11 protein-coding genes are annotated in these 13,193 nt (G+C 52.6%); 5 read left to right on the plus strand and 6 right to left on the minus strand.

Annotated elements, in window-relative coordinates; all coding sequences use genetic code 11:
- Positions 1–22 precede the first annotated feature (22 nt).
- From WEB54_RS00450 to WEB54_RS00460, 3 genes are all read left to right on the plus strand, one after another.
- Positions 23–772: a hypothetical protein gene (locus WEB54_RS00450; RefSeq protein WP_368052678.1), complete on the plus strand. Its 750-nt coding sequence runs from the start codon at positions 23–25 to the stop codon at positions 770–772.
- Complete coding sequence (locus WEB54_RS00455) at positions 773–2,479, plus strand: cation:proton antiporter (protein WP_368052679.1); 1,707 nt, start codon at positions 773–775, stop codon at positions 2,477–2,479.
- A gap of 84 nt (positions 2,480–2,563) precedes the next feature.
- Positions 2,564–4,300 (plus strand): potassium/proton antiporter, encoded by a 1,737-nt coding sequence (locus tag WEB54_RS00460; protein WP_368052680.1) that lies wholly within the window; start codon positions 2,564–2,566, stop codon positions 4,298–4,300.
- A 311-nt stretch (positions 4,301–4,611) separates the two neighbouring features.
- On the opposite strand, the gene WEB54_RS00465 is transcribed toward WEB54_RS00460, so the two are convergent.
- The 6 genes from WEB54_RS00465 to WEB54_RS00490 all read right to left on the minus strand — a co-directional run bounded on the left by WEB54_RS00465 (position 4,612) and on the right by WEB54_RS00490 (position 12,057).
- The gene (locus tag WEB54_RS00465; RefSeq protein WP_368052681.1) at positions 4,612–5,004 is read right to left on the minus strand and encodes a hypothetical protein; all 393 of its coding nucleotides are present in this window, start codon (positions 5,002–5,004) and stop codon (positions 4,612–4,614) included.
- 89 nt (positions 5,005–5,093) lie between these two features.
- Entirely contained in the window at positions 5,094–6,317 is a 1,224-nt protein-coding gene (locus WEB54_RS00470; RefSeq protein ID WP_368052682.1) for a tyrosine-type recombinase/integrase, read from the minus strand.
- Between the two features lie 409 nt (positions 6,318–6,726).
- On the minus strand, positions 6,727–8,673 hold the full coding sequence (locus WEB54_RS00475) for a UvrD-helicase domain-containing protein (protein WP_368052683.1): 1,947 nt from the start codon (positions 8,671–8,673) through the stop codon (positions 6,727–6,729).
- The gene (locus WEB54_RS00480; RefSeq protein WP_368052684.1) at positions 8,666–10,975 is read right to left on the minus strand and encodes an ATP-dependent endonuclease; all 2,310 of its coding nucleotides are present in this window, start codon (positions 10,973–10,975) and stop codon (positions 8,666–8,668) included. Before WEB54_RS00480 ends, WEB54_RS00475 begins: the two co-directional genes overlap by 8 nt.
- A 47-nt stretch (positions 10,976–11,022) precedes the next feature.
- Positions 11,023–11,481 (minus strand): phospholipase D-like domain-containing protein, encoded by a 459-nt coding sequence (locus tag WEB54_RS00485; RefSeq protein WP_368052685.1) that lies wholly within the window; start codon positions 11,479–11,481, stop codon positions 11,023–11,025.
- 201 nt (positions 11,482–11,682) lie between these two features.
- Positions 11,683–12,057 carry a hypothetical protein gene (locus WEB54_RS00490; RefSeq protein WP_368052686.1) on the minus strand — a complete coding sequence of 125 codons (375 nt, stop codon included), beginning with the start codon at positions 12,055–12,057 and terminating at the stop codon, positions 11,683–11,685.
- A 469-nt stretch (positions 12,058–12,526) separates the two neighbouring features.
- Here WEB54_RS00490 and WEB54_RS00495 point away from each other — a divergent pair, with 469 nt between their 5' ends.
- Positions 12,527–12,760, plus strand: a complete 234-nt coding sequence (locus WEB54_RS00495; protein ID WP_368052687.1) for a hypothetical protein — start codon at positions 12,527–12,529, stop codon at positions 12,758–12,760.
- A gap of 57 nt (positions 12,761–12,817) precedes the next feature.
- Positions 12,818–13,057, plus strand: a complete 240-nt coding sequence (locus tag WEB54_RS00500; RefSeq protein ID WP_368052688.1) for a hypothetical protein — start codon at positions 12,818–12,820, stop codon at positions 13,055–13,057.
- Positions 13,058–13,193 lie beyond the last annotated feature (136 nt).

Genomic DNA, 13,193 nt, shown 5'->3' on the forward strand with positions numbered 1-13,193 from the left:
TATAATCTACCGTGTAGACAATATGCCCCGTCCACGCTTTCACATCACCCCCGACGACTGGTTCGATACACTGGACTGGCTCGACTATCAGATGTCGCAGCCGGGCTGGCTGTTGGACGAAGACCACCCGGTTCACGCCCAGGGGCTGGCGCACCTGACCGAGCGCCTTCACCAGTGCCGCTATGTACAGTCGCCGACGCATCCGGACTGCGATGCCTTGCAAACGCTGCTAGAGCATAACCTGAACCGCCCCGACTGGGACCGGTTGCGCAAGACACTCTCGGCCAGGCGCCGCCGCCGGCGCGAAAAACGCCTGGCACAATCACCCGTTAATCTGACGCTCACGACACAGGCCCATCACTGGGTAAAACAGTTGGCCCGGGCAGGGCAGTTCAGTACTCTCAGTGAGGCACTGGTAGAAACACTCCCCGGCCTGGTAGCGGACCTGGAACAGCTCAAACAGACCGAGTTGAAAGGCCAGCTGGAGCAGGCTATTGCCAATTGGTCCGAACGGAACCTGATCATGGCGGCAGAACACTACCTCGACGCTGCCCGCGCCGACCGGAGCCTCGCTACCGCCTGCCGGATTGCCTTTCAATGGCATCAACGCGACCCGGACCGGCATAAAGCCCGGATGCTGAGGGAACGTTTCATTGAAGATCTGGTCTGGAACCAGGTGCATCTGGATAAACCAGCCACGGCCTTTTTGAAGGCCACACTGGCCGATGCTCCGGTAGATCGGCCCAGGCACACCGAACACAAGGATGGCTAGATGGATGTATTAACGTCACTCATCCAGGGCAATGCCTTTTATGAACTGACCGCAATGCTGACTCTTGCGGCCCTGTTAGGGCTGGTGGGGCAATGGTTGCGACAACCGATGATCGTCACCTTTATTGCCGTCGGCATCATTTCAGGGCCTTCGGTGCTGGGTCTGGTCGAAGATGCCGGTTACATTGCACTGTTGGCGGAACTGGGGATCGCGATCTTGCTGTTCCTGGTCGGACTCAAGCTCGATCTTGCCCTGATACGGACTCTGGGACCAGTGGCCCTGGCGACCGGTTTGGGGCAGGTTGCCTTTACCGCCATTGTCGGCTTTTTGCTGGGTTTGCTGCTCGGTTTAGGACCGGTTGTGTCGATCTACGCCGCCATCGCGCTGACGTTCTCGAGCACCATCATCATCGTCAAGCTGTTGTCCGACAAACGGGAAACCGACTCCCTGCACGGGCGCATTGCCATTGGCTTTCTGATTGTCCAGGACGTTGTCGTCGTGCTCGCCATGATTGGACTGTCGGCTATTGGTGTCGGCGGTGAGGGTGCGGGTGAGTCGACCGGCAGCCGGCTGATCGGCATCGTACTGGGAGCCGTGATCATGCTCGGCCTGGTTGCTCTCTTTGTACGGTTCTTTGCCGACGCCCTGATGCGGCGGGTCGCCAACTCGTCCGAACTCCTGCTGGTCTTTGCCATTGCACTGGCGACGCTGCTGGCCGCTCTGGGCCATCTATTGGGCTTCAGTATGGAACTCGGTGGCCTGCTGGCCGGGGTTGCACTGGCGTCTACGCCGTACCGGGAGGCCATCGTTTCACGGCTGTCGTCACTGCGTGATTTTTTATTATTGTTCTTTTTCATCGCACTGGGCAGTCAGCTCGACCTGGGGCTGCTGGGCGAACAGGTTGCTCCGGCCCTGGTCTTGTCGGTCTTTGTTCTGATCGGCAACCCGCTGATTGTTATGGCGATCATGGGGTATATGGGGTACACCAAACGAACCGGGTTCCTGGCCGGGCTGACTGTTGCGCAGATCAGTGAATTCTCGCTGATCTTCATGGCCATGGGCATGACCCTGAATCACGTGGCCGCCAGTGCCCTGGGGCTGGTCACCCTGGTGGGGTTGATCACCATCGTTCTGTCGGTCTATATGATTACCTATTCTCACACCCTGTATCGGTGGCTTGAGCCTTATTTGGGGGTATTCGAACGCCGCCACTTAACCAATGCGGAAAAACCGGCCGACGAAGAGGTTCACCTCGAACACAGGCGATACGATGCTATTCTCTATGGCTATGGACGTTTTGGTTCTGAAATTGCCAACCGGCTGAAAGAGCAGGGGTATCGCATCGCGATCGTTGATTTTAATCCGGAAACCGTTAAACATTGCCGCCTCGATGGCATGGAAGCCTACTATGGTGATGCCTGCGACCCGGATTTCGTCGAGCATCTGCCGCTGACCCATACGCGCTGGGTCATATCAACACTGCGTGGGCAAGACAATGCCATCTCGGCGGAAGACCCCCGGCTGGCATTGATCAGCGCATTACACCGTCATGGTTTCGATGGCCAGATTGCGCTGACTACCCACAAGGTCTCAGACATCGAGATGCTGAAGCGCAAGGGGGCCAACCTGGTATTTTTACCTTACCGGGATGCGGCCGGTGAGGCATCCCGACTTATTCTTGAATCAGATGTTGAGATAACATCCTGACTGCGCAGGGCATTTTCAACCTAATTTAAGCAGTCGCACAATTGGCTGCCAGATAAACCGAATTGCAAAGGATTCACCGACCCAATGGTTGATACCAATACGTTCCTGCTGATTGCCGGCCTGTTGCTGCTGATCGGTATTATTGCCAGTTCACTGACCGTTCGACTGGGGCTACCGTTTCTGCTCCTGTTTTTGGGTGTCGGCATGCTTGCCGGTGAAGACGGCGTGGGCGGCATTCCCTTTGACAACTTCGACCTGGCCTTTCTGGTTGGCAACCTGGCCTTGGCCGTCATTCTGCTCGACGGTGGTATGCGCACCAAGCGCAGTACGTTCAGGGCAGCCCTCTGGCCATCGGTAACGCTGGCCACCGCCGGGGTCATTTTAACCGCAACCGGCGTTGGCCTCTTTGCCACCTGGTTACTGGGTGTCGACCTGCGCTACGGGCTGTTACTCGGCGCCATTGTTGGCTCTACCGACGCGGCGGCGGTGTTCAACCTGTTGCGCAACAGTGGCATACGACTGAATGAACGGGTAGGGGGTACGCTCGAGATTGAATCGGGTGCCAACGACCCGATGGCCATTCTGCTCGTGGTGATCATGATCGAGCTGCTGACCGGTTCAGCCCAGTTCACACCCGGCGCCTTGCTGCAGCTGGTGCTGTTGCAGTTCCTGCTCGGTGGGTTGATCGGGGTGTTCGGTGGCTGGGTGCTGGTTGGTCTGCTGAAGCGCTTGCACCTGGCCGAAGGCTTGTATGCGATCCTGATTGTCTCCTTCGGTCTGGTCGTCTTTGCCGGCGTTAACCGGCTGGGCGGCAGCGGTTTTCTGGCGGTTTACCTGCTGGGCCTGGTGGTCGGCAACGCCAAAACCAAGCCCCCGGAGTCGGTATCGCAGATCATGGACGGCCTTGCCTGGTTGTCTCAGGCTGGCATGTTCCTGATACTGGGGCTGCTGGTTAGCCCGGCCAATATGTTCGAGAACGCCCTGGCCGCGGTTTCCATTGCCGCCTTCCTGATGCTGTTCGCACGACCACTGGCCGTGATCCTCTGTCTGCTGCCGTTCCGGTTCCGCTGGCAGGAGCGCTGGTACATCAGTTGGGTGGGTCTGCGAGGCGCCGTTCCCATCATTCTGGCGGTTTACCCGGTAATGTCGGGCCTGGAAAACTCCCAGTTGCTGTTCGACATCACCTTTGCGGTGGTGTTGGTGTCATTGCTGATTCAGGGTTCAACGGTACCCGTGGTAGCGCGCCTGCTGAACGTGCTGATACCCGCGCCACCGGCACCGACCAATCGCCATCCGCTGTTGAACGAGGCGGACCTGTCGCTGGAAGTCGACGAATTCGTGGTGCAGCCCAATGCGCCCGTGCTGTCGCCGTTCTTTAACGCCAACCAGAACGACAGTGCCAACCCGCAATGTGTGGCGCTGATTCGAGACAAGCGTCCCATGGATGTCGATGGGGCCATCAAATTCAAGGCGGGTGACCGTGTCTGGATGCTACTGCACTCTGAAGACGTCGACGACGTGGCCGCTCAGTTCAGTGGCCAGAAACAACAGGGCATGCTGACCGCTCAGAATTTTTACGGGGAATTCGTGATTCGGCCGGAAGCCCTGGTGGATGATCTGGTTAAGTCTTACGGTATTGCGATGGCACCAGCCGAGCAACGCCTCACCGTCGCCGAGCTGTTGCAGCAACGACTGGGTAAACACCCCGTAGAAGGCGATCGGATTCGTCTGGGCGGGTTGCGTCTGACCATCCGGCAAATGGATGGTGACACCATACTGGCCATTGGTTTGAAGCTGGGTTCCCATAAGAATCCGCAGTAAGTAATGAAAAACTTCTATACCGATTCAGTTTAAAAAATGGGATTGACAACTGGGATTTGGCCAGGGAGTGATCAGCAGTAAAGTCCGGCGGGTCGTTTGAATACCTTATTTCCTGTAATAAAGATTACAGGAAATAGTGAGTCAATATAGCCAGCTCCAGATACCCTCTCTTGGGCAACCAAGCAAATTTGGAAATCTAACAGCGTGTTATGACCCTTTTTCCAAGCAATATTGGAAATCATTTGTTTGAACTTAAAACTGAGACAAACTCAAATCAGCACTTTCTAGGATGGCAGCAAGTCTTGGAGAGTTCAGGTGGTCCAATAATCGAGGAATCGTCTGATACTGAGTAAGGTTTCAAAATCACCCTTAAGCATTAGTTGTCTTGGTGTTTTACCTGAAAATGGCGGGAGTTCATTGGATCGATCAATCCAGGATGCTGCTTGAGTTGGTGAACTAAAAATGGCCTGCAAGGCCTGGTCTATGCCCAATAAAGCGGAAACCCGATCTTTCACCGCAGGCTTAACAGGTACATTTTGAGTTTTCAAACCTTCATGTAAGGCGGTTGAGGACAGGCTACTTCCCAAGAGTGAAAGAATCTCAGGCTCGCTGAACCCAAAACGCGCAGTTATAGTGTCAATAGCCAGCCACAAAGCGCGCAAATGCGCGGTTTCATCACTTTCGGACGGGCATTTGGAGCTCATAGTTCTGGTTCTCCTGAAAAACAGTACGGATTATTGAAGTATAGCTTTCTCTCGAATCAGGATTTGAATCAATCGCCAGGCACCAATACCTACACCTCACGGCTCTTTCCGCTTTTAGCTCGGTTTTTAGCACTCGCCTGAACATAGACACTGTCAGTAGTTGCCATGCTGGAATGTCCGAGATCTTCTGAAACGTCTTTCAAAGCTCTTCCACGATCGATTTCAAGGCTAGCTCCTGTATGCCGCAACCAGTGAGATGTTGCATCCTTGAAGACCTGAGCTGCTTTTGAACCCTCATTGTTTAGCTTAATCAGATAAGCCTTGCTGAGCACATGATCAACGAGTCTAGACAATTGTCGTGCTGTCATACCACCTGTACCACGGCTTTTTGCTATTATCGGCTGCCTTTCATGGCTGGTAGGCAACTCAGGCAAACCTCGGGAAATGCGATATCGCTCAAGGTACAGGATGAATCCGTCCGGTACTGACACATCCCGTAGCTTCCGTCCTTTGCCATAGACATTCAGCCACCAATTCTTGTCATCATCCTGCCAAAAGTGACTCATGATGGGGATCCAGTCATCTCGTTCTGATAACTCAGAGATCCGTAAAAACATGGTTTTCATGGCCGCAATCAGAAAAAGATTCCGCTCGAAAGTCGGGTCTTCATTCGCCATCTGGGTTGCCACTTCTAACAGGAAAGCCCACTGCTCCTTGTCCAGACGCTTCGTTTTCCTGATTTGTGTGTCCTTAATCAGCCGTTTGCAGTCTTTCTTGGCGATCTGAGCGGGATTACCCAAACAGACTTCTTCATCCATTAAAAACTTATAAAATGCAGTAATTGCAGTGAACATGGCCTGCATTGACTGCTGAGAAGGTCGATACTGCTTTTTATCTGGAACGGTAGTATCAGAAATATACCTGAATGGGCGCCATTCGGGGTTTTCGCGGTACTCACCACCTACTCTCTTAAATTTTTCAACGTTGACCAGGCCTATCCAAGACTGAGGTGGCTTAAAAAAGAACTCCGCATAGTCCAATACATCCGACTTACGAAGTGTATCCACCCGCTTTTGGGTGACTAGATTTACCCAGAGAAGAAATTTCTCAACTTCGGACCTGAATCTGGTAAATGTATGGTCTGACTTATTCCGGCCGACATAAAGAAGGAAGTCAGTAGCCCAACCCCACTGCACTGCGCACCAATCAGGCAATTGGTCCAAATGAACTTTGAGATCCGGATAGGATCCCCAGTTGAAATCTGACAGTTCCTCATATGATGGGAACAGTGGTACGGGTTTTGGTATAGCCACTGGTCTCTACCCTGAATTTATATATTAATTCAATACTATACTTGATTGCATCCCTATGTCGAATACTAAACAGTATTGGACATAGGGGGTGGGTCATGGTGCGCCTCCTGTCCAATTCCCTGTTCAAGCAAAGATGTGATTTTTTTCAAGCTAAGTTCAAAATTTTGAAGCAAACATAAGTTTTATTTAAGGGTTGTTTCCCACCTGCCATCAGATCCTGATTGCTTGTAAACCGAGCTGGCTCTGATTCAACTGTCGGTGAAACAATCAACCGCCAGGCGTGAATAGTGTCGACTGCTAGCAGAGTAAAACAGCGCATTTAGCGAGGCCCTTGGGCCGAGTTAAGGACATCCGATCTTAACCCCTGGCAAGCTCTGTTCGCGAACTGATATTTCCATGGAAATGCGATTTATCCTGCCTCAAAAACATTATGCGTATGGATGGAGTCACCTTCAAAAAGATCAAGCTGGCGCAGATGCGCCTCAGCCTGTTCAGGGTCAGCGGTGAAGAGGACGACCGCCAGTTCTTTTAGTGCCCTTGTGCAGCTCACATAGAAAAGACGGCGAGTTCGATCCACAACTGTTTCTTCGCCTGCATCGATGTGTTTTTGATCTGTGTCTGAGGGCGCTTTGAGACGCAGGTATTTTTCGTAAGAAAACTGGAAATGGGTACTCTCCGCATCGTCTAAGACGACGAGAACCCTTTCAAATTCAGCCCCCTTGATGCCTTGTTGAGTTCCAAAAGGTGAGCGCTCTGAAATGTAGGTCTGGTACGCCAGAAGCTGCTTAGCGGGGCAAGCTAAGAAAGCGTCCATTGAAGCCATTTCCCTATCGGATCCATCCTCACCTTGGGTGTCATCACTGCCCGCCCCCTCTGCGGGTTGACCAGATAGAGCAGCGTCTGGATTCAAATAGGATGCAAGCCGTGGATCGAAGATAAGTAACCCTGCGTCGTTCACCTGCCTCAGAAGGTCGCCGATTGTTACATTTGAATCCCCTGCTATGCCTTCTGCAATTGAGATTACAAGCTCATTTATTGTCTTTAATCGCTCTGCGACGGTCACTCCGGCGAGGTCGCCTTTTTCAAGAAGGGGCGAATATTCCCGGATCAGTCGCATTACTTCGAGCTGCCGGTTTCCTGTATGGGCAATCGCTATCGGAATCAGAAATTTCACACACGGTGAAAGAGGCCATGCAGTGCCGTCCAGAAACCCGTCTTTGAATGATGACGGCGCTCTTGAATTGAGCGCCGTGTAAAGTTCACCGAACCCTAGGCGCTTTGCGGCCATCTGGTGAACGATGACCAGAAGCTTTACGCGCTCATGGTCATCATCATCCGATCGCCAGCGATCATCACCGGTTCGGGCAGCCATCCATTCGCGCACCCGAACCAAGTTGGCATCTCGCGTATCGTCCGCAGATAATACAAAAAGATGAGCCGCTCCTTCTGGCGTTGGAATGATGCCGTCGGGGCCAAGACGCTGGCCAGGAACCTGAACAAGGTCATCACCATCGCGCCGAATGGCGTTTGCCAGATTGAGTACCTGGATGGAGCACCGAAAATTCTCTGGCTTAGGAATGTCGGCCCAATGTGGCTCCGCTTCAACCAAACCGGTACCCGTGGCATAAATCTGTTGCATTGGGTCGCCAAAAAAGCCGAGACAACACCTAACGCCTGGTTCGCGCCCAACAGTTTTCAATGCTTCTATGACTTCAGTGGTCGTATCCTGGCTCTCGTCGACAAATACGAAAGGAAATTGGCGCGCGAGAAGAGTTCGAAAGAGAGGGCGCTGCATTATGAGGTACGTAACCATCTTCAAAATGTCATCGTGTCCTAAGGTCCCTTTTAGGTAGTCGCTACCTTTTCCGTATCGGAAGCCTTTAACTTCGGCGATCCCGTCTAACTGGCTGCGAAGCCACTCAAGGTCTCGGGTGTCTTTGTCCTTTGTACGCTGTTGAACCCTAGGGCCGTAGGATGCCTGTTTCTGTTCAAGCACCTCAATTTTCTCCGTGATGCGCTCAGAGACCCAGGCCTGAATGTCGTTCTGAAACGGTTTAGCTAGCAGCCAGAAGAAACTGTGGATTGTCGAAACGTGAACCAGTGGATCACTGCCGACATCTCGCCATATCTCTCCGGCTGCAATCTCCGTGTAGGTAATGCAGGCGATGCGCTGACGGAGTTTCCTCAGCTGTTCGCCGTGTATTTGAATGGCTGAAGACAGCCCCTTAATGAGAGACGTGGTTTTGCCGGAGCCGGCGCCAGCCTTCATTATGAAACTGCGCGGTTGAACAGCTTGAAGGCAGTTTCGCAAGTCGATGTCTGCCTGGGTGTCAGGCTTGTTCGCTCGACTACTCATCGGCTTCCCCTATCCCACCAGTTTCAGCCATTGGATCGACGTCGGGAATTACGGTTTCGAGTTCTATCCGCACTTCTTCATTAAGCCAGACCAGCCCTTCACGGATGTACGTCGGGACATCCCAAGCATCTTCGTCCTCAGTGAGTAAGGCGAGTGCAAACTTTGTCTTATCGAAGCTCTTTCGCGAAACTCTCTTGTGAAGACCTTTAGCAAGAGTACTGGGATCAGCAATTTCACCCTTTACAATCAGGCCAAGAGGCTTCCTCTCAACAGATTGAGACCATCCTGGGTTCTCAAGGCTAAAGTCTTCCTCAAGGGTTCGCCCGCAGAGGTTTTCAGTAGCGCCATTCCAAGTGATAGGCCGTTCAGTCTGATAGGCCACGCGAACCTTGGTGTTATCTTTAAGTTCGTGAGTTTTGTCGGTTTCCGAGGCGTTACGTAACTCCTCAATGGTTCGCTTGCCAGGAAGCCATTTTATCAGGGTCTGATTCGAGGTTGCAGCGCCTGGTTCATTGGGCAGACAAGCCTTACCGTATTTCCTTTTAGGTGGCGACTCTACCGGCTTGGCAGCCGGATTTTGACCACCATCCTGGACCTGCCTAGCGACGTCTTCTTCTTCATCGGCAGGAACCTCGAACTCCTCGACTTCCTCATCATCAATGTCAGCGTCAGCTTCAGGAACTACAAGGGCAACACTATCAATATCTGTAATGATCAGTGTCGTTAAACCGAGAAACTCGATGAGAGACTGGAAGCGGTGCCCAAATGCACCACCTACTTCCAAAATACACAAGCAAGCAGATCGGAGGGGCCTCGCAACCTTGCGGATCATGACGGGCAGGAGCAATCGTTCAACATTGCCTTCAACAAGAATAGCAGCATCTGAAAAGAAGAGGTCGCAATGCGTTAGTTTCAGATATCGTTCTAGAAAATCGCGATCATCTGATTGATCTTGATAGAACGCTGATAGATTTAGAACTTCCGTCAACTGTTCCCTGCCGATCTTCGTTCGTCGGAAGTAGCGGATCGGCTTGAATCCTCGTTCGTAAAGGATGTGTGGCGAGTGGGTCGTGATGACCATTTGACTGCTAAAAATACTATCGACGTCGTCTTTTATGTTCAAGAGCTCAAGAACATTGCGGATGAAGACCTGCTGGAGTTGGGCGTGCAGATGGGCCTCTGGTTCCTCGACGAAAATAAGATGCAAAGGAGGGCGATTTTCCATTGCCACCCACTTGGCTTGCGCATCAAGTATCTCCACAACCATGTATATCAAATTCTTGAATCCAAGCCCGTTGTAACTATCAGGAAGGGTCGCAGTGTCTTCGCCTTCTCCGATTTGATAGTGAACTCGGGCGTCCTGACTCATGACATGGGCGGGGTCTAACGCTGACATGATTTTCAGGCGCGGGTTATTAACACCCGGATAACCAAGCTTCGAGAGCCGATCAAGCATCGGCTTGAACACGCCATCTAAGTGACTGTTGAGCGCTTGCTCGGATTCGAACAGTGCCCTAAGGGCAGCATGATCGTCTTGCCTTTGATCAAGGTTACGCTTGTAGAAGCGGCTCAAACGCTTTGACAGGTCTTCTGATCGTCCTCCAGCTTCCGGATTAGGGTCAGCGAGATGTCGTTGAGCCCCCAAATTGTCGATATGGATGAGTGACTTCAAAATCGCTCCGCCACCCTGCTCTTTACGCAACTCTTCTGGAACGTAGTCCCCTATTTCGAGGAAATTCTTATCAAATTGCGTGTGATCTAAGACGAAGTAACGCAACTCATATTCGTTCTTGAGTTCGCGCTGAAGATAGTCCGTCATGGATCGAGGCCAAGGAACATATTCCGATCCCGGCGATAACTCTGCTGCCTGCGCGGCACCTTTAGCTTTAGCTGCTCGGTAATTCTGAATTAGGTTTAAGGGGCTACGTGCGGTAAAAGAAACCCGGATTCCGACCTTGCTTCCCTCCCATGCAGCGCTCGGAAGTAAGGGAATTACAAGATAGAGATCCGGTACTGCAACCTCAAACCAGAGATCAAGGTCTATGCTTGGTAGCAAGCCATCGGGAATAGGATCGTCCACATTGTTGCTTTCCGCTTCATCGAAGGCCTTCCAGCACGAAGAGCTAAAGTCATAAAGGCTGAAGCGATCTCTCCCACCCGTGACAAACGCCTGGATGGCTTGAGTTGCTGACGTTTTCCCGCTGTTATTGGATCCTACAAATATGGATATGTCATCAGCCAGCTCAATATGAGCAGCCTTCAGACGTCGAAAATTCCTTAGACGGTACGAGTGAAGTTGCACGAATCCCTCCGCAGTGCCTTTTGATGATTTATAACAGACTGTATTCGCTATTGGTGATGAAGTGTAGTTGTAGTTGCCCCCGTTAAACCGGACACCGATTGACCATCGGCGATGATGAACTTGTTGTGTTGGATCCCGGAGCCAGCGGAACCATCTGCAGTGTCATCGATCCAGGGAACACCGCCATTGGAGAGGATACCCAAGGCTTGGGCATTTTCAGGGCCTGTATTGTCTTCGTCTGTGATGAAGCGCACCGTGACACCGCGATCACCAGCGTCGACCATGGTTTGAGCGATACCTGGCAGATCCAGATCGTAAACGGCTATATCGAGTGATGAGGTGGCGCCGTCTATGATCCCGATGATCTCCGCTTCTAAATCTGCCTGAATGGCTGGGGCATCAACCGGATGGTTAAAGTAGGTTTTGATGTCGTCGGCGATCGCTGGCAACGACAGTGATAGGCACAGTCCAGCCGTGGCCAGGAAGCGAAGTCTTTTGGCAGGCATAGCGACTCTCCATTTGGCTCTAGAGTTTTTGATTGTTATTTGACCAATAGATCAGTAATCAGCAGTAATTGCAAATTGAGAACTGCTCTTATTTCAATTGCAGGGGGAGTTTCGATTGATGTCGGAGGCGGATCCCGGTTCTAAGACTTCCTGATCTAAAGGCCGACTTTACTGTTTATCAGCGCCAGTCTTTACCCGTGCCTACTGATCAAGCTGTCTTCGAACGTAATAGAAGCTCTCTACTGTACCGGCCGCTAGCAGGTAGTCCCGGATAGACTTCCCATTGAGGTCATACATGGCGGTTGGCGTTTGAAACCACTGCCATACGAGGTCTGGTCGGTTGACCGGTGTCAGCAGCATCAATGCCTTGTGTATGCCCAGCAGGAGGCTTATGCGCTCTACTACATTCCTAGGCAAAGAAAGCACCGCACCTTGCTCGATTTTCCGTTCCCAATCTTCAACGGTGTGCGTCGATAGCCCACCAAGTAGCTCGGACACATTGTCAATCGACAAGCTCCACTTTTGTCGGTGTTCAAGCAACCATTTCAAACCTTTGGTGGCAATGTCATCTGGCATAGTAATCACCCCCGGCTAGCAGTAAGACAGAAATACTGAAATATACTTAACCTGCATTGGAGCGGAGTTTGGCTTTGGAGTATGCATCCAGCCGTGCCACGTGTTGTATAAAACCAAAAGCCCGCAGACTGAAGATTTATCAATGCAAACTCAGGGCGAACGACGCTCTTTGTGAGCAGAGCATCTTAAGGATTGCTCCGAGAGCGTGCTGACCAAGGTCTCCACTGCCAGACAGCACCGCCCTATCTCCACAAAACAGGTCCATCCGGACAGGCTTTCTGGTGCTGAATAGCTGGAGGCGCCTGCCTACGCAGGACGAAGTGGTGTCTGCGCTCCGCGTGCCGGACGGGAAGAGCACGGCCAAAGCGAACGTCAACATTTACTGGCTAGCCTACCAGACTGCCCTCGCCTGGGAGCTCACCTTGGCGACTGGCTGCCATCGGAGATCCCGGAAATCGTCAACGATCACATGTGCGCCCTGCTCGACTGGGCTCGCCAAGAAGCCGAAAGACGATTGCAGGATCAGCAGCGGGTGCTGGAGGCGCGTCGGCAACGGTTCGAGAATGAGGCGGCGGCGCTGAAACAGGCGATCGACGAGCTGAACAGCACTGTCGAGCCCCTGGAAACAGGCCTGTCCCGTTTGAGCGACCAGGTCGAGAGGCTCAGAAAAGACCGCGATCACTGGCAAGACTGGTGCTCCTAGGCCGAGCATCATCGGGCGTTGTCCGAAGCACAGTGAGGCCATCTGGAGGATTCGTTAGTGAACGAGCGAGTGGCGCAAATGGAGTTGAAACAGCAAATGGGGAAACTGTTGCAGTCGCTCAAAGCGGTCAGGGAGGGTCGCGTTCAACACGGAAAGTATCTGGCCCAGCTGACGGCTCAGCATCAGACGTTGCAGGCGAAACACCGAGAGACCTTGGCAAATCTGGCCAAACGCAACACAAAAGTGGAAGCACCAACCGGATCTCGGGCGTCTCTGATCTCGGCCAATTCGACCTAAAACACCAACTGGACATCGCCCGTGACGCCACGCACTAGGCGGATCGAAGCCGGGAACGCCTGGAGGCCCAAGCCGGCCGGTTGTAAGCGCCAATAAATCAGCCCCTTGACTCCCCCCAACTTAGTCACCTCTACTC

Origin of the sequence: Saccharospirillum sp., assembly GCF_040881935.1 — a bacterium.
Taxonomy (GTDB): Bacteria; Pseudomonadota; Gammaproteobacteria; order Pseudomonadales; family Natronospirillaceae; genus Saccharospirillum.

Bases quoted from the DNA above. Each gene is read 5' to 3' on its own strand.
- WEB54_RS00450 (WP_368052678.1), top strand. From the start codon at position 23: ATGCCCCGTCCACGCTTTCACATCACCCCCGACGACTGGTTCGATACA.
- WEB54_RS00455 (WP_368052679.1), top strand. From the start codon at position 773: ATGGATGTATTAACGTCACTCATCCAGGGCAATGCCTTTTATGAACTG.
- WEB54_RS00460 (WP_368052680.1), top strand. From the start codon at position 2,564: ATGGTTGATACCAATACGTTCCTGCTGATTGCCGGCCTGTTGCTGCTG.
- WEB54_RS00465 (WP_368052681.1), bottom strand. From the start codon at position 5,004: ATGAGCTCCAAATGCCCGTCCGAAAGTGATGAAACCGCGCATTTGCGC.
- WEB54_RS00475 (WP_368052683.1), bottom strand. From the start codon at position 8,673: ATGAGTAGTCGAGCGAACAAGCCTGACACCCAGGCAGACATCGACTTG.
- WEB54_RS00485 (WP_368052685.1), bottom strand. From the start codon at position 11,481: ATGCCTGCCAAAAGACTTCGCTTCCTGGCCACGGCTGGACTGTGCCTA.
- WEB54_RS00490 (WP_368052686.1), bottom strand. From the start codon at position 12,057: ATGCCAGATGACATTGCCACCAAAGGTTTGAAATGGTTGCTTGAACAC.
- WEB54_RS00495 (WP_368052687.1), top strand. From the start codon at position 12,527: ATGTGCGCCCTGCTCGACTGGGCTCGCCAAGAAGCCGAAAGACGATTG.